The sequence below is a fragment of the Chryseobacterium caseinilyticum genome (assembly GCF_014837145.1).
In the GTDB taxonomy this organism is placed as follows: domain Bacteria; phylum Bacteroidota; class Bacteroidia; order Flavobacteriales; family Weeksellaceae; genus Chryseobacterium; species Chryseobacterium caseinilyticum.
Map to the genome: position 1 here is coordinate 549904 of NZ_JACYFS010000002.1, position 19604 is coordinate 569507.

Below are 19604 nucleotides of genomic sequence, written 5' to 3' on the forward strand. Positions count from 1 at the left end.
GTTTCATAACAAATTTGTAAGCTAAAGATGAGTAAAGAAGTATCTCAATGGGAAAAGGTGACCTTTTCGTAATTGATGATAAATTGTGTATTTGAAAATGTTTTAAAATACTATTTGATTTTTAGATAGGTGTGATCAAGATCATAACATTACCACTAATTTGTTCGGTAAATTTACTAAACACCAAAGCAGAAATATTTTTTATAATACATATTCTCCACGGAATTTGCTTATGAAATACAGATTTATGGATTTACTGCATGGCTTAGTTTGATTACTTAAATCTAAAAATATGAACAGTAAAACTATTTTAAAAATTATTCCTCTTGTCGCAGCTTTATCATATTCGCATGTGACGGCACAGCGTGGAATTCCTCCTAAAGACGTTGTGACCATTACCCACACAACAAATTATCCTGAACATCTCGATTTTCTTCCCGAGATGGTTAACCTTTTAAAAGTTCCGGAAGGCTGGACGGTTTCGATAGCCGCTTCAGGACTGGGGAAGCCCAGAATGCTTTACCATACGCCTGATGGAATCTATATTACCAGGCGAGATACCGGGGATGTACTTCTTTTACAGGACATTAATGGTGATGGTAAATTTGAGCAGATCAAAACCGTAGCTGCTGAATTCAAAGGAGTTCACGGCATCACTGTGAAAGATGGATTAATGTATTTGTGTAATAATAATGAATTACGCAGATACAAGATTAATCAGGGCGGAACACTTTCAGACAAAGAAATGCTTTTTGATGATATGCCAAGCGCAGGACAGCATCCGAACAGAACCATGGACTTCGGACCTGATGGAAAACTGTATATTTCAATCGGAACGCTTTGTAATGATTGTAAAGAGTCAGACCGAGAGGCTGCTACCATGATACAGGTAGATATTTCAACAGGAAAAAGAATAATTTTCGCTTCGGGACTTCGAAACACCATAGGTTTTGACTGGCAGCCTCAAACGAATGAACTCTGGGGCATGGATAACGGAGGAGATGCAAAGGGAGATGACTGGCCACCTGAAGAATTAAATAATATTAAAGAGGGGAAAAATTATGGATATCCTTTTGCCTATGCTAAAAAAGAAGTTGACAAAACCCGTGAAGACCCTGCCGGAAACAGCAAAGAAAAATGGGTAGAAACTACTGAGCCGTCCTCAGCTGAATACCAGGCGCATATGGCCCCTATAGGATTTCAGTTTTTCCCGGCAGAATCCGTTTTCAGTGGTGATGCATTGGTTAGTTGGCACGGATCGTGGAACAGAAGCAAGCCTGTAGGTTTTAAAGTACAGCGCATTAGATTTCTGAATGGTAAACCAACAGGTGCAGAAGAATTTCTGACCGGTTTTCTAAAAGGCAAAACAAGATTCGGAAGGCCTGCGGGTGTAGCAATCACAAAAGCCGGTATTGTTTATATTTCTGATGATGCCAATGGAGTTCTTTACAGTATTAAGCAAAAATAAACCATATGAAAAAAATAATAGCATGTATATTAATGGTGGGTTGTGCATCTGCAATTCCTGATCAGCCAACCGCACGAATTGAATTCAATGCTCCTGAATCTTATCCCGAAGGAATTACCTATGATAATGCGTCTGATGTGTTTTTTGTTTCGTCAGCAAGGCTAGGCAGTGTAGGAAAAGTTACTCCTGCAGGAGTTTACAGTCCGCTGATTAATGATCCTTCCTTCAAATCAACCTACGGCATGAAAATTCACCCCGATGGAAAACGATTATTTTTTTGTGTAAGTGATGCAAATTACAGCAAGTTTACTTCTCCTGATACCAGAAAAAAGATGGCCAGGCTTATCGGTATTGATATGGTGACGGGAAAGAAAACTGATGATATTGATCTGTCAAAGTTAACTTCCGGAAACCATTTTGCAAACGATTTGACATTTGACGATCAAAAAAATGCTTATGTAACCGATAGTTTTTCGAATGTGATTTATAAAGTTAGCTCAGGAGGTCAGGCATCGGTTTTTGCTGAAAGTCCGTTGTTCAAAACGGAAGGGGTAGGACTTAACGGAATTGTTTATCATCCCTCTGGGTATTTGCTGACAGTGAGCAGCGGGACAGGGGCAATTTATAAGATTGATGTAAAAAACCCTAAAAATGTCGTCAGGGTTGCTACCGACCAGTTTTTTATGAACGGAGATGGCCTTTTACTGGTGGGAAATCAGAAGCTTATCGTAGTGCAAAATGGAGGAAGCGATAAAATATATGAACTTACTTCAGAAGATAATTTCACTTCAGCAAAACTATCAGCATCCACCTTGGCTGCTGACAGATTTACATATCCTTCTACAGCGGCACTGGCAAAAGATAAAGTGTGGGTTATGAATGCAAAATTTTCTGAACTTACAGACAGTACCAACGTACCTTCAAAAAGATTCGAAATTCAGCATGCGAGATTTATCCCTCTGCCAAAATAAGTGTTTGATAATGATTATCGTGCAGTTAGATTGAGATCAGAAATCAATTCAGATCAATTTTTATTTTAAAATAAGTACTCCTGACAATTTCCATTGCCAGGAGTTTTCATTAGAGTTCCTAAAAATTAAACTTTCGTAGGTTTAATATAAAATCTTCCGGTTTTCAATCCGCACTATTTTTTCCCGCTCCATTTTTTTTATTGTTCTGATGGTTGTTTCTACACATAAGCCGGTGAGTGATGCTAATTGCTGTCTTGTAAGAGGTATTACAAACGAAAACGGCGACTGATCGATATGTTCGTCTTTCATCAGCTGCATTACCTCTTTTAATCTTTCAGCTGCACTGCGACATGAGATCTTTCGCATTAAAACAACTTTTTTATACAGTCGCTCTGATAACGATTTAAAAACCTCATTGTACAGACTGGGAAATTCTTCCAGAAGTCTGAAAAAACTATCCTTCTGCAATTTGATAATAACACATTTGGATATTGCAATTGCATTTACGGGATATGTCTTATGAATACATAGCATTGATGTCCCGAATGAATCATCATTTCCCAAGATGTTTTGAATAAATTCTTTACCGTCTTCATCATAGTTATTTAGTTTTACTTCACCAGTTAACACCTGATAGTAGAAATGAGGAATGCCCCTCTCGCTGAATATATATTCACTAGCATTGTAATTTTCTAGTGTTGCGCCGGCGGATTGTAATAGATTTTCTTTAATAGACATAAGTATTTTTTTAATGGTTTTGCTTGAAGTGATTTCTGTACCAGTTGCTGTCAAAGAATCGTCAGAGTATTACGGAGATCGTAACGTACTTTTTGTTACCGTGTATAAATGATGGCAATCCTATTGAAACTAGTGGAAAAGGTGCATAGAGAATCGAGCAGGGTCTCTTTACTGATGCTTATGAGACGACTTTTTGCTGAAGCGGACTGTTGTTCCCTATTAAAATGGAGACGGTATTTATTCGTGGTCTGCTGTAGGGCAAATATAGATGCAATTAAACAGTTAAGAGTATGATTGCAGAAAAATTGTGATAGTATTAATCTGTTACCAATAATAATTTACTCTATAATCTTCAGTACTGCATTTGCTGACAGGTTTTAATATAAGATAATAGTGATGATATCTAAAGTGATATTAAGTTATTATGGCATATAATAAAATTATGCGATGTGATCATCGTCATAACATTGACCGTTTTTGAGTTGTAAGTTTGAAATACTCAAAAATGTTGATATGAGATACCCTGTGGAAGAAATATTATTAGTTTGACAGGTTATATAGAATCCCAACCTCAGTAATGAGTGATAAAAGGTTTTGAAAGAAATATGCACAGACCGAAAATCCTACACCTTCATATCTGCCCTCAAACGTTCAGATATACTTTATGGTAGAATTCTAAAGGAAAGTGATATCCTGGTTAAAACAATTATAAAAAATTTAAGATGAATATTCCAAAGGGAAAATTATTGATCATAGGAGGAAATGAAGACCGTAGCGATTCTGATAATGAAATGGAAAAGATTAATCAGAATTTTGTCAGTCATGAAATTTTAAAACTTTTGATAAATCATGAAAATGACCGTATTGAAGTTATCACCACTGCCAGCTCTGAGCCGGAGAGTATGCGGCAAACATATACCGAAACCTTCAATCAGATCGGATTTACCAATTTTGATTTTCTTCATTTTGATGAGGAGCAATTGCATTCTGATTTTTATATCGAACGGATTAAGGCGGCTAAAACAATATTTATAACAGGAGGTGACCAGAATAAGATATGTAATAAATTAAATGAAACAGAGATCAGTGGAATTTTACACGAAAAATATAAAAATGAGGAAGGTTTTCTCATTGCAGGAACGAGTGCAGGAGCGATGTGTATGCCGAAAATTATCATTGGAGAAGCTGTGAACGGCGAAGCTATGCTCAAAGATGATATTAAAATGGTTTCTGGTCTCGGTCTAATTGATAGCTGTATCGTTGATACGCACTTCGTTCACAGAGGGAGGTTCAGCAGATTGGCACACGCAATTATTCTTCATGAAAATCATTTAGGAATTGGTTTAGGAGAAGATACTGCATTACTGATAGAAAAAGGTGATCAGGCGATGTGTATAGGTTCGGGCAATGTTGTCATTATATCGGGGAAAGAAATTTTGCAGACCAATACCAATACAGCCGTTAAGGGTAAGCCGATTTATGCAGAAAATCTTAAAGTACATATGCTTACAGATGGCTGTTGTATACACCTGACGAATGGAGCTGTGAAGCCCCCACTATAAAAAAGTGATAGCCTTAAATATGCAATACCGAATAGGTGATAACAAACAATATATAATATAACATTATGGAATCAAAATCGCAAAAGAAAAACAATCCTAATATCTGGATTATTGTTTTAATTTCATTAATACCGCTTACGATCGTGGTGTATTTTATTTTACAAATGGTATTTCCGAATTTATTTCAGACGATGCCGACAGGAGAAGTTCAGCCATTGCGCCCCGATCAATAAATCTGATTATAATAAATAAAATACCGAAAAAAAGAGAGCTAACATATGTTTGCTCTCTTTTTCAATAAAACGGTTAATATAAAACAATAACGACTCAGATTAAACCTCTTTTTCAAAAATCAATCTTCCGTTCTCAGGTTCTGAAAAACATATAAAAATAGAATCATGTGAACGTCTTATGGGCGTATGTACCACTTCATATGTTCCATCATCCTGTAAAGTTTCGACAATAAGATTGCTTCCATTTCCAATCTCACTCATTTGATATTCAATGTGGAATTTATCAAAATCATCTTCTGAAAAATCTTCTTTCTTAAATTCAACTGTTGCCATACTATATTTTTTAAATTGTTTCAGCAAAACCAACAGGGAAGCATGATGCCGCCTGTCATTCTGATAGTGATAAAATTAATTGTAATATGTTCTATAATATATGACTCTCCTCATAGCAATGTAATTAATTTTGTTAATCTTATTACGGAGTTTACGTTAAGATAAGAAGTCATCTCGATTTGTTTTTTCCAGGTCTCCAGTAGTTGCAAATATTATAAGACGGATCTGGTGTTAGCATAAATCCGACACATATTCTGAACGATCAAAATGCAGAAAAATACTGGAATAACGATTTTTGTGTATCAAGCCAATGCGCACAACAAATTTCTTGTGAACGGTTTTTTTTGCGGATTAGCAAGTTATATTAGGCTACTAAAAAATTATCCTGATAAGAATCGTAATGCAGTAAGGGTCTGTTAGTCCATAGTCCTTCAGTAAAAGAAAATAATTTTTATTAGTATGTTTCGATATTGATATGATTCCGGCAAAATTTTGATTTACAGAAAATACTAGGTTGTTGATCACCCTTGTTCTGAAATGTGTTAAATTAATCTGCTGAATATGTGATATTTCGAATTTGCATTAATTTGGAATGATCTAAATCATACATGAAGAATAAGCTATACTTCTATATTTACATCAGCAGGAATGTATGCAGATTATCTATATAAGGTTCTGTGATATCAACTCCAGAGTTTGGTCAATTTTTTTCATAATCTTTTTACAGTATGTTAGTCGATGAAGATTTGCTCTATCAATATGGTGGACAATTGGTATTTTATATCAAAAAAGATATTATATTCAGAGAGTCCGAAATACCGAAATATTACTATCAGATAAAACGGGGCAACGTTAAAATCAACAGTTACCATCACGAGGGTAAGGAATTTGTTCACAGTCTCCTTGCAGAAGGTCAGTGCCTCGGAGAGACATTTATATTTTCCGATATTCCATATCCGGTCAACGCAGTAGCGATGTCTCAAACGGAAATTATAAGGCTTAATATCCGAAGCTTTTTAGAGTTGATTGAAGATCACAAGAATATTTTACATAAGCTTCATCTGTTTACCTCTCAGAAAATGCATTATCAATATGTAATGCTCAATATTATATCGTCTGCGAACCCTTTCGATAAAGTACTCTTTATTATGGATTCTCTGAAGAACCATCATAAGATGACAGACCAGTACTCTTACCAAATTCCTCATACTCGTCTGGAAGTAGCATCACTGACAGGGTTAAGAGTTGAAACGGTGATCAGAGTAATCAAGCGCATGGAACGTGAAAATATTGTAAAAATTCTGAATGGAAAAATCTTTTACTGAATCTCAATCAGGTTAATCAGAGTTTAGATTAAAAAATTCAGTTATTACAAAGATGATACAGAATGTGCCATGCCATGAATTCGTCAGTATTTTGCGTATTTGTATCAGCAAATTACAGTAAATGAATTACTAATAGTAAACCTTTCCTCCTTCAATTTTTACAAAACCACTTTTCTCAAGCTTTTTTAGACATCTTATAACTGTCTCGACCCGTAATCCGCTAATGGAAGCAAATTGTTGTCTTGTAAGTTTAATTTCAAGAGAATAAGGCGATTTGTCTGCACTGAAACTTTTGAAATATTTTAGTGTTCCCTTAATTCTTATTTCAGCAGAGGGAGATGCCAGATTCTGCATCATGATAAATTTTTGATATAATGTTTTTGAAATGTATTGAAGAACATCGGACTTTGCCTGAGGATAGGCACTCAACAATTCCATAAATTTATCTTTAGGCAATTTCAAAATCTCGCACTTTGACATTGCCACTGCATTGACAGGATATTTTTCATCAATAAACAGCAGTAATTCACAAACACTTTCGCCATTTGTCAAAAGACTTTGAATAAGCTCTCTGCCATCCTCATCATTGTAATTAAGTTTGATATCCCCTGAAATCAGTTGATAATAGAATTTTGGAGTTTCATCGGAATGAAAAATATATTCGTTTGTGTCAAAATTTTGCAGAATCCCGCCGTATTCAAGAAGTAATTGAGTATCAATAAGCATTTATAAGTTTTGTTTGGTGATATAAAAATAAAAATAAAATTAACAGTAGCCAATAAGAGCCTTACAGTTTTCAGTAATACAGCTAATGCGTAAGGCTGTATAGAAAACTTCAGAGCGAAACTCATCAAAAACAGTAATTCTTTAATACCAATACAACATTACATTATCCCTGCCAGACTTTAACGGTTATAGTACGTTTGAACTGTGAGCTTGATTAATTGGTACAAAGCAATATTCTACATTTAACTATAAGTTTTTAGCTGTAACTCTGGCATTTATATTGAATTGTTGATAACGCTTGTACCGTATCATATGTCTTTGGTATAGTTTTCATATCTGGTATAATTCACCAAACCAAAAATAAATTCTATGGAATCAACTGAAAAACTTCATGATACATCAAAGTTGTCACGTAAGGAATTTTTGAATTTGACCGGCAGGTCGCTGGCAGGAGCAGCAGGCAGTATAGCCATTGCACCATTGTTGTCCACATCTGCATACGGTCAGGAACGCAAAGCCGCACTTTCGCCACCGTCCCAGATTCCATCCGATGTAGATAAGCCAATTGTTCTCGAAGAATGGAAATCGGATGCTGATCAACAGGCAAATCCTACACCGACTCCTTTACCCCCGTCCCGCCGTATCGGCTATGCCGTTGTAGGACTCGGTCATTTAGCTCTGGAAGAAATACTGCCGGCTCTCAGCAATTGTAAAAAATCCAGGCTCGCTGCATTGGTAAGCGGTAGTCCTGAGAAATTAAAGAAAGTAGCGGCTCAATATGGTATTGGAGCAGAAAGTTGTTACACTTACCAGACTTTTGATCAGATTAAAAATAATAAGGAGGTAGATGTAATCTATATCGTTTTACCCAACGGTCTTCATAAAGAGTATGTTATCAGGGGTGCAAAAACCGGTAAACACATCCTTTGCGAAAAGCCTTTAGCTAATACGTCGGAGGAATGCCGCGAAATGATTTCTGAATGTTTTAAAGCACAGGTTAAACTTATGGTTGCTTACCGGATTCATTATCAACCACACAACCGTAAGCTAAGAGAAATACTTCAGAAAAAAGAATTTGATATTCCAAAGTTTTTGGAGGCCCACAATTCTCAAAGCACTGCCAATGCAGATCATTGGCGTCATAAAAAAGCACTCGCAGGTGGAGGTGCACTCCCGGATATCGGCCTCTATTGTCTGAATACAACCAGATTTGTGCTAGGTGAGGAACCAGTGGAAGTATTCGCATATCAATACAGTACACCCGGTAATCCACTGTTCAGGGAAGTTGAAGAACTGGTTAGCTGGCAAATGCGTTTCCCAAGCGGAGTCATTGCCAGTTGTGCTACCGATTATGATGTGCATGAAAGTCGTCGATACAGAGTTAACTGCCGAAAAGGCTGGATTAATATTGAGCAGGCTTATGCTTACAAAGGTCAACGACTGACCACGTCAAAAGCTGATGGTAAAATGAAACGCAGCGAAGAAATTATGTTAGCTGAAAACAATCAATTCGGTGAGGAAATGGATCATTTTTCAGATTGCATCATAAACAATAAAAAACCGTTTACCCCTGGTGAGGAAGGTCTTCAGGATCATATTATTATGGAGGCCATCTACCAATCAGCAAAAGAAGGTAGACCGGTGAAGATTAACGGTATTGCCTCTGTTAACAACTGGAAAGGCCCGGAGCCGGAATTCTTATAGACTTAATAACAGTAATCGTGGAATCGAATATTAACAGATATAATTTATATTTTATTACATGTTGACCTGTAATATGTAGACATTAAACAGCATCTCAAAGATGCTGTTTATTTCATTATAAGTTTTTCTTACCCTTTATGTAAAGTGATATCTGATAAAAATATTTTTTATTTCATCATAAGACCATATATCCTGCAGATAAGTGTAAGAGCAAAAGCGATGAAGCAGCAGTGACACGATTATTACCTGAAGCTTGAAAAGAATGCTGTAAATAAAAAAATATTTGAATTTTAATCTTTTTTGCCGTAAGGTGAGTTTATTTCTACCGCCTTATCGCAGAGAAGATAGGTGAAATACGATTTCTCACCAGTCTTATCATCTTCATAAACCTCACTATCCCATCTGATTGTCAGTTCCCAGCTGTCCCACTTTCTCATTTTATATACAAAGGGATTAAAAGAACATTTGATCTCAAAATGCTTTTTGTTTTTGTCACCTTCGAAACATACGATGACAGAATTGTGATCGGGACTTGTTTCATCAACAATGGTAGCTTTGAGTTTCATGTAAGAGATTGTATATTGTTATTAAGTTTTATATTCTAAATCATTTTTTGTCTTGGCAGCCCAATTTCGTGTTCCTGCGGATAAGGTTTTCTCTGTGTCATGCTGACATCTTCATGCAAAGTTCTGGCTGCTTCCAGCGACTTTTCTTTATCCATAGAATATCTGGGATCCGGAATGAAGGGCATTTTGGCCATTTTGTGGATCGTGATCGTAGGAAAATGAAAATCCACTTCAACCGTTCCCAACAATAAATAGCAGCCTCCACCCTGAAAGGGATATTCTTCAAGACAATTTGGGAAATGGGCTGTATCAAAATATTCTCCTTCAGCATCAATCCATGTTCCGAAAAACATTGCTCCTCTTTTCGTAGGGACATGTTTTCTGGAAATGAGGTAAGCGAGCATTTTGATCTGCTTTTTATGATGTTTTACAAGATCTTTAGCCATAACAGTTCCCCGGTATTTTGTCTGCAACAGATCAAAAGGACTGTATGATACAGAAAATCCTAAGATCTCAATTTCATCAAAAGCATCTTCGAAAGGATTTCTGATAATAGTTGGAAGCTGATATTCTTTTTGAGGTTCATCCAGTAAAGTTGGATGCCTGAATGCTGACTGGTCATTTCCAAACAGGAATCTTGCCTGAATCAAAAGCTCATGCTTCTGTTTTCCTGTAAACCTTAAACCACCAATAAAAATAAGAATCTGCAGGGTTTCAATTCCAATTGGTATTCTTTTAACAAAATTTTCCAAAGAAGTATATTCCCCGTTATTTCTTCTCTCTTCAGGAATCATCATAGCGATTTTACCTTCAACTTTCTCAATATGCATCAGCCCTAAATAAACATCAGTTCCATAGACAGTCGTCTGATATTCGCTGAGATTGACACATGGATTTTTGATCGCTGCTCCCGACATCTTCGCTTCGTGGACATATACTTCAGTCCTGTAAAATCCACCACCATTGTTGATTGCACAGACCATAAACTCAATAGGGTAGTAGACTTTCAGATATAAGCTCTGATAACTTTCTACCGCATAAGAAGCTGAGTGTGCTTTGCAGAATGAATATCCTGCAAAGGATTCAATCTGGCGGTAGACTTCTTTCGATAATTGTTCGGGGTGCCCCAGTTCTTTACAGGATTCAAAGAAATGGTCTTTAACCTTTTGCAATGCGGATAGGGAGCGTCCTTTACCACTCATCGCTCTTCGAAGAACATCCCCATCAGCAGCTGACAAACCTCCGAAGTGCAAGGCAATTTTGATTACGTCTTCCTGATAGACCATAATCCCGTACGTTTCACCCAGTTCTTCTTTAAATACATCATGGAAGTATTCGAACTTCGTAGGGTTATTATGTCTGAAGATGTACTCTTTCATCATTCCGCTTTGCGCCACTCCCGGCCGGATAATGGAAGATGCAGCAACCAGAACTTTATAATCTTCACATTTTAATCTTCTCAACAAGCCCCGCATGGCAGGACTCTCAATATAAAAACAGCCGATGGTTTTACCGATACTGAGGTAATTATTGCATTTTGCTTCATTTTTTGAAATCGTGGTATCTTTGATGTCCACCGTAATCCCTCTTTTCTCTTTAATAAGTTCAACGGTATCCTTGATGGTTCCCAGTCCTCTCTGGGAAAGAATATCGAACTTTTCGAATCCAATGTCTTCAGCCGTATGCATATCAAACTGAACTATAGGAAAACCTTTGGGAGGCATTTCGAGTGCTGTGAAATTTGTTATAGGCTCTTCCGAAATTAAAATACCGCAGGAATGCATGCTTCTCTGATTCGGAAACTTTTCCAAAAGTTTGCCATACTTGTGAACGAGTTTAAACACCGAATTGCTGTCATGTTCCGACATCGGCTTAGTCGCTAAAGCATCCAATTCTTCTTTCGGTAAGCCGAAAGCTTTTCCGACTTCTCTGAAAATGGATCGATACTTAAATTCGACATTGGTTCCGCAAAATGCAACGTGTTCTTTACCGTATTTGGTAAAAATATATTCCAGGATGATATCTCTGGTCTGCCAGCTCCAGTCAATATCAAAATCAGGCGGGGTTTTCCTGTTGAGGTTGAGGAATCTTTCAAAATACAAATCCAATTCTAATGGACAAATATCGGTAATTCCCAAACAGTAACTTACAATGGAGTTGGCACCACTTCCTCTCCCCACATGCATAAACCCCATGCGGTTGCTGTATTGAATAACATCCCAGGTGATCAGAAAATAACCGCTGAATTTTAACTGGTCTATGACTCCCAGTTCTTTTTCAACTCTGGCCTTAGCTTCGGAATGATCCTTTCCATATCTCGTTTCCAAACCTTCGTAGGCGAGTTGGGTTAACAGCTTAAAATCATTTTCACGGCTTTCTGTGAAATGTTGCTTGTTTTTCGGAGTTGAAAAATCATAATCAAAACTGCATTGTTCAATAACTGTAGCCGTATTTTGAATGATTTGAGGGTAATGTCGATAGTAATCCAGCAGTTCTTTTTTACTGACAAATGTTTCAGTGTCTCTGCAACAATCGTCATCACCTAATTTACTGATCAAGGTGTTGTTATCAATTGCTCTTAATATCTTATGGAGATTATAATCCAGTTTGGTTGTGAAAGTAACAGGCTTTAAGATCACCATTTTATCAATCAGCTTTTTCAAATCGGGTTTTACGAGATGATTCAATTCCTCAGGTCGTATTCCGATATACTCGTTTTCCTGCAAAACTTCAGGAATGTTATGCAAAGGATAAATAACAATGGTACTTTCAAAGATTGGGTTGTGTTTTGGAATTTCGATTCCATCACAATTATAATGCGTCAACAAGCGGTTAATCTCTCCGACACTTTTCTGGTTTTTTGCAAGACAGATATAGTAGAGTCCATTTTTGACTCTAATCTCCACTCCGACAATAGGTTTAATGTCATGGTCAGTACAAAGTTTAAAAAAATCGTAAATTCCTGTAACGGTATTGATATCCGTAAGTGCTAAAGTTTTTAGCTGGTGATCCACACCTTGCTGAACCAGATCATGAATAGAAATGGTTCCGTACTGAAGGCTGTGATAGGAATGGCAATTGAGAAACATAATTTTGTGTTTTTATCTTAATAGTCCGGACGCTCTGCCTACACTTGAGGTTCCAAACCTGTTTTTGATCTTATCCATGGTTTGATATAAAGAAATTAATTCTTCGGTATCTTCAAAAAGATCCATCTGATGACATCCATGAACCAGACCGGTGAATTTAACCCCAATAAGCCGGATTCGCATTCTCCGGGTATAGACTTTTTTAAAAAGTTCCAGTACGTATTTGAGAAGGGTATGGTCTGCTGAGGTGTAGGGAATTCTGCACTGCTTGGTCTCTGTATCAAAATTGGAATATCTGATCTTAACCGATATGGTGGAGGTGAGCCACTTTTCCTGACGGAGCTGAAAAGCCAATTGCTCTACCATCCCAGATAAGACGCTTCTCAAATTCTGAACATCAATTGTATCTTGAGAAAACGTGTTTTCTGTAGATATTGATTTTCGTTCTGAATAGGGTACAATGGGAGTGTTATCAATTCCATTTGCTTTTTTCCAAAGCTCACTACCATTTTTACCAATGAGTTGCTGTAAAATTTCAACCGGAGTTTCAGATAAAGTTTCAATGGTTCTGACGCCCAATCTTGACAGGAGCTGAATAGTTACATTTCCAACCATTGGAATTTTTTTGATGGAAAGAGGATTTAAGAACGGTTTGATATTCTGTTCCTGTATTTCAAATCTACCGGTAGGTTTGGATTCTCCAGTTCCTATTTTCGCTACTGTTTTATTGGTGGATAACGCGAAGCTTATCGGTAAGCCGGTATTCTTGGTGACCGAATCTACGATTTCATTGGTCCACTGATAACAACCAAAAAATTTGTCCATTCCCGAAAGATCCAGATAAAATTCATCAATGCTTGCTTTTTCCAGCACAGGAACCTTTTCCTGAATAACATCCGTTACCAAATGGGACATTTTGGAATACATTTCCATATCACCTTTGATAACTCTTGCTTCAGGACATAATCTTAAAGCCATCTTGATAGGCATTGCACTTCTTACCCCGAAAAACCGTGTTTCGTAAGAGCATGATGCCACTACGCCACGGTCTCCGCCTCCAATGATAATCGGCTTTTTCTCCAGTTCGGAGTTTTTAAGCCTTTCACAGGAAACAAAAAACGTATCCAAATCCATATGTACAATTGCTCTTTCCATGGTGTAAATTTAGTCACGTTTTAAAACAAATTTCGTATTTTTGTTGTCTAAAATTGTAACAATGTCAAAATTCTCTGATAACATCGTGTTCCTGAGAGGTAAGAAAAATATTACTCAACAGGAATTGGCAGATATTTTAATGCTCACCCGATCAAGATATGTAGCTTACGAATATGGAAGGTCAGAACCACCCATTGAAATATTGGTTAGAATTTCCAAATACTATGATATCAGTATTGACCTTCTGGTCAATATCGATGTCAGGAAATTTTCAATCGATGAGATTATTGAACTTCCTGACAACAGAATTGTTTTGCCTGTAAGGGTCGATAATGAAGGAAACGATCAGATTGAGATTGTTCAGCAAAAGGCTTCTATGGGTTACCTGAACGGTTACAGTGATCCGGAATATATAGAAGGTCTTGATACCATTTCATTACCTTTTTTGAAAGGTGGGAAGTTCAGGGCATTTCCGGCCGACGGAGATTCGATGCCTCCATACAAGAACGGAACTTATATTGTGGGAAAATATGTGGAAAATCTTTCGGACTTAAAGACCGACAGAACTTATGTTTTCATTACAACCAACGATGGTATCAGTTATAAAAGGTTTCAGTTTCATGAAGCAGATGGAATTTGGGTTAGAGCTGACAATCAATTTTATGAGCCATATAAAATTCCGTTAACTGAAATCAAGGAGATATGGGAATTTGCCTGCAGTATAAATACAAAAGAATATGGGCCTGATGAATTTGCAGAGCATCATATTCAAAATTTTATCTCGGAGATCAAGACTGATATAAAACAGATCAAAGAAAAAGTAGGTGCTAGGAACTGAACTTTTTTAGAATGAAATAGAGGTGACTTATTATCAGGAAAAATATTTTTAAAAGAAAAAAAACATGGGACAGCTTAGCTTATTTGATGCTGATGAATTTTACGAGTTTCCGAAAGATCTGTTGGAATACAGAGAGAATTTTATTGACATGGATGAAGCAGATCTATTGAAAAACCATCTGTTTCAAACGGTAAAATGGGAGCAGCGAACACAGAAAATGTATGATAAGGAGGTGATAACACCACGACTGACCGCATGGTACGGAGATGACAGAAAATCTCATGGAACCGCAGACAGTAATGCATCAGTAAACAACAGCTGGACTCCGGAGCTTTTGTTATTGAAGGAAAGAATTGAAAAAGAGTTTGGATATCGTTTTAATGGTGTTCTGCTTAATCTGTACCGAAATAATAATGATTCAGTAGCCTGGCATAGAGATAAAGAAAGCAGTTACGGTAAGCGACCGGTAATTGCATCAGTCAGTCTCGGGCAAACGAGAAATTTTGATTTCAGAAAAAAAGATCATCACCAAAGCAAATACAGCTTACCACTTCCGAATGGTTCTCTGCTTATCATGAAAGGTGATTTACAGGAAAACTGGGAGCATAGGATTGCTAAATCTCTTCTTCCGATGAAAGAAAGAATCAATCTGACATTTCGGTTAATCCGGGAATTGTAATGTAAATCGACATGGAGGATCAAAACTTAAACCATCCTGTTTACTCACCCACAGCAATTATAGGAATTTTTAGTAATGCCCTGAAGTTAAGTGTCACAGTCAATCTGATTTATTTAAAAGGCAGATATTCTTATGGCGGTGGTAAATCTTACGGTAACCATTACTACGACCATCTGTTTTCCGAAGGTGATAATACTTCTGTCGGCGTTCGAATTTCTGCATTGCTCAGAAGTAAAATCAGCAACAATGATGTCTATACGCTAAGAGGTTTTATTGAAAAGAGTATAAAAAATTCTTCCATTGAACTTCGTTTTGTCGTTGATGAGATCTATCGGCAAGAGGAAAAATCAATATCAGAGGAGGAATTGGAAAGATATGAAGTTATTCAAAGGAAGCTAGAGATCGGATCAAAGAATCTTGACACTCTTATAAGGGATAAGATTCTAAAGAACGAAAAAATCAAAGTGGCCAATATTTACGGTAATAATGCCATCGTACAAAAGGATTTTTTAGCAGGGTTGGATGTCTCGTTGACGAATTTTGACATTGATGACCACAACTGTAATATTACTTCATCTACTGCTATCATTTCAAAACTGAACGAAGTTTCTGCGCTGAATTATGATATTATTGCTATTGTACGAGGTGGGGGAGATCGTCAGAGTATGGAGACCTTTAATGATCTTGTACTGGCAAAACTTTTTATTAGCCTTAAATCCGTCGCGGTAACAGCTATCGGTCATACCGTTGATGAAACACTGCTGGACAAACTTGCTGACAAACGATTTCACTTACCGCACGATTATGGTGCAGGACTCCATTCTATAGTTGAGAAGCTTTCCCATGAGCGATCCAATTCTAGGTCATTACTGATTGATGAAGTGAAGAAGGATGTGACCAGGCAATTTTCCGAAAAAGTTGAAACTCTTGAAAAGCAGCTTAAAAAAAAGAATGACGAATTTTCTGAAGCTCAAAAAACCTATAAGGAACAGAGCGAAGCACACAACAAGGCTTATACAGATCAGCTAAAAATAAGAAATGAAGAATTTGAAAAGTTTCAGTCGTCTTCATCGAAACAACTTGAAGATCTTCGCAGTAATTTTCAGGAACAGCAGAAAAAACGAGACTTAGAAATGGAAAGCTATAAAAAAGAGATTACAATTCTGCACGAAAGGAATGTCCATTCTGCAATCCACGAAAAGACTGCCTCATTAAATGTTAGTGTGGAAACATTGAAGCACGATAATGCCAAGTTACGTCAGGAGGTCCAAAATAGCAAAACTAATTATGTCAAAATCATCATCACAGTTATAGTGGCATTGATTATCGTATTTGCATCAGCGAAAGTGTTTAAATAATTAATCTATCGGGTTCTCATTTATTTGACACCTATTCCACAAAGTATGTATGTTAAAAACTTAAAGCTTGGATTTTATAACCTGAGCCTTTCTTCAAAAATAAGTTTAAATTGTATGAGATTGGTTACACAGTTTAGGATGTATTCCGGTAGTAAGATTGAAATTAATAAGTTCTTCACTCGTGAACAATAAGATTAGCTATCTGCTGATCAATTTATTGTTTCCGGAAGGTGCAGTTTATTACCTTCAATTTTTAAATGAGAGATTCCAATTATTTTGTATCGATCAGAAATGCCACTAATCGCTTTTATCTTATTTCTTTAAATATAAAAATCCGCTGTTACCAGCAAAATTAGAGGGTAAAGCATTGGATTCTATAAATACGTTTTCTTTAAACGTTAAAATTGTAGATGTATTACTGAGCTCCGTGATTATCTCATAGTTTTTGTCTGAGCGTTCATTACGCAGTTTCCACAAAAAAATATCAAGATAAACACTGACAGTTTATTTATTTTTTTTTAGTATCATCTAAAGAATTTGTTTTTTAATATTTAATTTTAGACTGCGAAATTTGAGATTCAGAATATTTTGCTAAAAGGTGCGATCTAAAAATTTTTATTTATCTTTAATTAGTCATATTCCGGAAATTGCTTTTTCCACCTTGCAATGCTGTTCCTTGTGATCTTAAAATGTTTTGACAGTTGATTATTACTAAGCTTATGATCAACCTGATACTGTAAATAAATCTTAACAGTCTTTTCATCGTATGCCCTGTGATACTGGTTGAAAATATCTACATCCTTTTTGGAACCTTCAGATAATATATTGTGGATGGATATAACATCCAGTACACCAAAATTCTTTTTTTTCAAAATCTTAATGCACTCGTTCATTTTTTCCGGATATTTTTCTTCTATAAGATCAGAGTATATTTTTTTATAATCAGGAATCATTTTCTTCTTAGTTTTCTTTTTTGTATTTTGTCATCCATCTAAAAAGAGTTGATTTTGGAATTCTGTAATCTTCAACTATTTCAGGCATTGATTTACGTTCAGTCTGAATCAGCTCAACTACATAGTCAATGATTTCTTTGGTGTAAATATTTTTTTTAAACTGTGGTAAAGCTGAAGATTTCTCACTTTTGCTGGATGGAGAATACAAAAGCAAATGCTGGGAGTAGATTCTGAAAAAATCATATTTAAGAAATTTACTCAGTTTCAGCATAAGCTCAGCGTGGATATTGATGGAAGAATAAATTTTTTCAACCTCATCTTCTGAAATGTTTAATATTTTTGAAAGCCGTTCAGAATCCAAATTAAGTTCATCAACTCTTTTTTTAATAAAAGTACCTATGTGGATTGTTTTAAAGTTTGATATCATTGTCGTTATTATGGGTAGTGACTCAAAATTATCAGAGATATTTTTTTAATCTGTCGTACAGATACCAATTTCGAGCCATTAGTTACTTTCACATACTAATGATATTTTGTCTGTTTTTTTGTCATTAAAATTTTGTCAGCAGATTAGTGAATCTCAAAATTAAATTCTACTGATAATGCAACGCCTTACACGTTAGTTTTTTAAAAAGAAGAATTTCTATTCGTAGTTAAGTCAAATATTACTCTAATATACTTTAGTGAGAAATTTCGCTTTTTCCTGTTTTATAACGAATATTTTTCCTGTAATTTTTCTCTTTTGATATATAATACTTAAATGCAAAATATTTGCTTAATTATAATTACTTTTTTAAATAATTTTATAATTTATGTTAATGTACTGTGTATTGGATAATAGTATTTGTTTATATTTATAAAATATAAATAAATAATTTTTCTTTTTTTAAGCTATTATGTATCAAATTATTAAATGAAAATTTCAAATAAAAAATCTGTAAAAAAAATTGCGTGGATTACGCTTATACTTATTATTGTGTCTGTCTTGATACTCATTTTATCAACGTTCACGACAATCATTCTTTATCACAAAACTGTATCTTTTGTAATTATTCCTTGTCTCGTTATTTTGTTCTTGCGAATCAGGTTTACTGAAATAGATGTTTCAGGTGGATGCTTCACTATAAGAAAAATCCATCCTTTCGCTAAAAAAGGATATGTGTCTCCAAGGTTTGAATTTCCTGCATGTGCTATTCGTCAAATGGAAATCAGCAATGGTTTTGTGAGTCGACGAGTAAAAATTCTTATGGTCTCCCGAACAGTTAGGAAGAGATGTCAATTGAATTTATTTTTCTTTAATAGGAAACAGTTAGCGCGAATTGAAATGTTGTTACAAAAAAACACTTAATTATGTAAAGAAAGAACGTTTTGTAATTACTACCAAGTGTTAAAATATGGTCTGAAAGTTTTATAACTGTTGAATGATGAATTGTTGCTGCAGGTTTTCTACAGAAAATATATTTAATTGTAAGGGGAAAATCTTTTCGGGTGTCTGTAAAGCCAAATTGTCCGAACCTTCCACAAAACGTTTCAAGCTTTATCAACGTTTTCCTAATGTTTAAATTGATTTGATTTCAGTTTTCCTGATGCTTGGCTGAGAGGTTATTTCCAATAAAAATCAGAATCCTCAAAACATACAAATACAGTTTATTGAAATTTTGACTCTTGTCAAACTCAAAATTAAAATTATCTTGTGACACGTGTTCATAGCTAATTTGTCAAGAGGCAGATCGGGTTGAAGAATAGAAAAGGTAGCAATTTCCTGCACCTGCAATTTACAGAGTCAATAGATTTTTAATATCGGCTTTGGGTAGAAAAGGTCTCGGCCGTACAAGCAGCAAGTAGAGATTATGTGCTAAAAATATTGATGTATTTAAATCTCAATATATCAGTAATTATTTAAATT

General features: G+C 35.8%; 17 protein-coding genes. 9 read left to right on the plus strand and 8 right to left on the minus strand.

All coding sequences use genetic code 11. The features are described from left to right. The first annotated feature begins 292 nt into the window (after positions 1–292). The gene (locus IC610_RS10505; RefSeq protein WP_191736804.1) at positions 293–1468 is read left to right on the plus strand and encodes a PQQ-dependent sugar dehydrogenase; all 1176 of its coding nucleotides are present in this window, start codon (positions 293–295) and stop codon (positions 1466–1468) included. 5 nt (positions 1469–1473) lie between these two features. Then, positions 1474–2439, plus strand: a complete 966-nt coding sequence (locus IC610_RS10510; protein ID WP_191736805.1) for a gluconolaconase — start codon at positions 1474–1476, stop codon at positions 2437–2439. A 141-nt stretch (positions 2440–2580) separates the two neighbouring features. On the opposite strand, the gene IC610_RS10515 is transcribed toward IC610_RS10510, so the two are convergent. Continuing rightward, positions 2581–3177 carry a Crp/Fnr family transcriptional regulator gene (locus IC610_RS10515; protein ID WP_191736806.1) on the minus strand — a complete coding sequence of 199 codons (597 nt, stop codon included), beginning with the start codon at positions 3175–3177 and terminating at the stop codon, positions 2581–2583. Positions 3178–3899: 722 nt separating this feature from the next. Between IC610_RS10515 and IC610_RS10520 the strand changes: the two genes are divergently transcribed. Then, a complete protein-coding gene (locus IC610_RS10520; protein WP_191736807.1) occupies positions 3900–4739 on the plus strand; it encodes a cyanophycinase in 840 nt (279 codons plus the stop codon). A 65-nt stretch (positions 4740–4804) separates the two neighbouring features. Then, positions 4805–4972, plus strand: a complete 168-nt coding sequence (locus IC610_RS10525) for a hypothetical protein (protein WP_191736808.1) — start codon at positions 4805–4807, stop codon at positions 4970–4972. Between the two features lie 99 nt (positions 4973–5071). On the opposite strand, the gene IC610_RS10530 is transcribed toward IC610_RS10525, so the two are convergent. Continuing rightward, complete coding sequence (locus IC610_RS10530) at positions 5072–5305, minus strand: glutathione synthase (RefSeq protein WP_191736809.1); 234 nt, start codon at positions 5303–5305, stop codon at positions 5072–5074. Positions 5306–6033: 728 nt separating this feature from the next. On the opposite strand from IC610_RS10530, the gene IC610_RS10535 reads away from it, so the two are divergent. Then, positions 6034–6630, plus strand: a complete 597-nt coding sequence (locus tag IC610_RS10535; RefSeq protein ID WP_191736810.1) for a Crp/Fnr family transcriptional regulator — start codon at positions 6034–6036, stop codon at positions 6628–6630. Positions 6631–6759: 129 nt separating this feature from the next. Here the strand turns inward: IC610_RS10535 and IC610_RS10540 are convergent, their stop codons facing one another. Next, positions 6760–7356, minus strand: coding sequence for a Crp/Fnr family transcriptional regulator (locus IC610_RS10540; RefSeq protein WP_191736811.1), 597 nt, complete (start codon positions 7354–7356; stop codon positions 6760–6762). Positions 7357–7725: 369 nt separating this feature from the next. Between IC610_RS10540 and IC610_RS10545 the strand changes: the two genes are divergently transcribed. Beyond that, a complete protein-coding gene (locus IC610_RS10545; protein WP_191736812.1) occupies positions 7726–9060 on the plus strand; it encodes a Gfo/Idh/MocA family protein in 1335 nt (444 codons plus the stop codon). Between the two features lie 290 nt (positions 9061–9350). On the opposite strand, the gene IC610_RS10550 is transcribed toward IC610_RS10545, so the two are convergent. The 3 genes from IC610_RS10550 to dinB are packed head-to-tail and all read right to left on the minus strand — an operon-like array spanning position 9351 to position 13870. Beyond that, entirely contained in the window at positions 9351–9626 is a 276-nt protein-coding gene (locus IC610_RS10550; RefSeq protein WP_191736813.1) for a hypothetical protein, read from the minus strand. A gap of 35 nt (positions 9627–9661) precedes the next feature. Then, positions 9662–12715 (minus strand): DNA polymerase III subunit alpha, encoded by a 3054-nt coding sequence (locus IC610_RS10555; protein ID WP_191736814.1) that lies wholly within the window; start codon positions 12713–12715, stop codon positions 9662–9664. 12 nt (positions 12716–12727) lie between these two features. Beyond that, entirely contained in the window at positions 12728–13870 is a 1143-nt protein-coding gene (dinB, locus tag IC610_RS10560; protein WP_191736815.1) for a DNA polymerase IV, read from the minus strand. Between the two features lie 61 nt (positions 13871–13931). On the opposite strand from dinB, the gene IC610_RS10565 reads away from it, so the two are divergent. The 3 genes from IC610_RS10565 to IC610_RS10575 all read left to right on the plus strand — a co-directional run bounded on the left by IC610_RS10565 (position 13932) and on the right by IC610_RS10575 (position 16745). Continuing rightward, entirely contained in the window at positions 13932–14708 is a 777-nt protein-coding gene (locus IC610_RS10565) for an XRE family transcriptional regulator (RefSeq protein WP_191736816.1), read from the plus strand. A 64-nt stretch (positions 14709–14772) separates the two neighbouring features. Continuing rightward, a complete protein-coding gene (locus tag IC610_RS10570) occupies positions 14773–15387 on the plus strand; it encodes an alpha-ketoglutarate-dependent dioxygenase AlkB family protein (protein WP_191736817.1) in 615 nt (204 codons plus the stop codon). A gap of 11 nt (positions 15388–15398) precedes the next feature. Continuing rightward, positions 15399–16745, plus strand: coding sequence for an exodeoxyribonuclease VII large subunit (locus IC610_RS10575; RefSeq protein ID WP_191736818.1), 1347 nt, complete (start codon positions 15399–15401; stop codon positions 16743–16745). A gap of 629 nt (positions 16746–17374) precedes the next feature. Here IC610_RS10575 and IC610_RS10580 read toward each other — a convergent pair. Further along, on the minus strand, positions 17375–17698 hold the full coding sequence (locus tag IC610_RS10580; RefSeq protein WP_191736819.1) for a helix-turn-helix domain-containing protein: 324 nt from the start codon (positions 17696–17698) through the stop codon (positions 17375–17377). A 7-nt stretch (positions 17699–17705) separates the two neighbouring features. After that, positions 17706–18125: a transposase gene (locus tag IC610_RS10585; RefSeq protein ID WP_191736820.1), complete on the minus strand. Its 420-nt coding sequence runs from the start codon at positions 18123–18125 to the stop codon at positions 17706–17708. Between the last annotated feature and the right edge of the window lie 1479 nt (positions 18126–19604).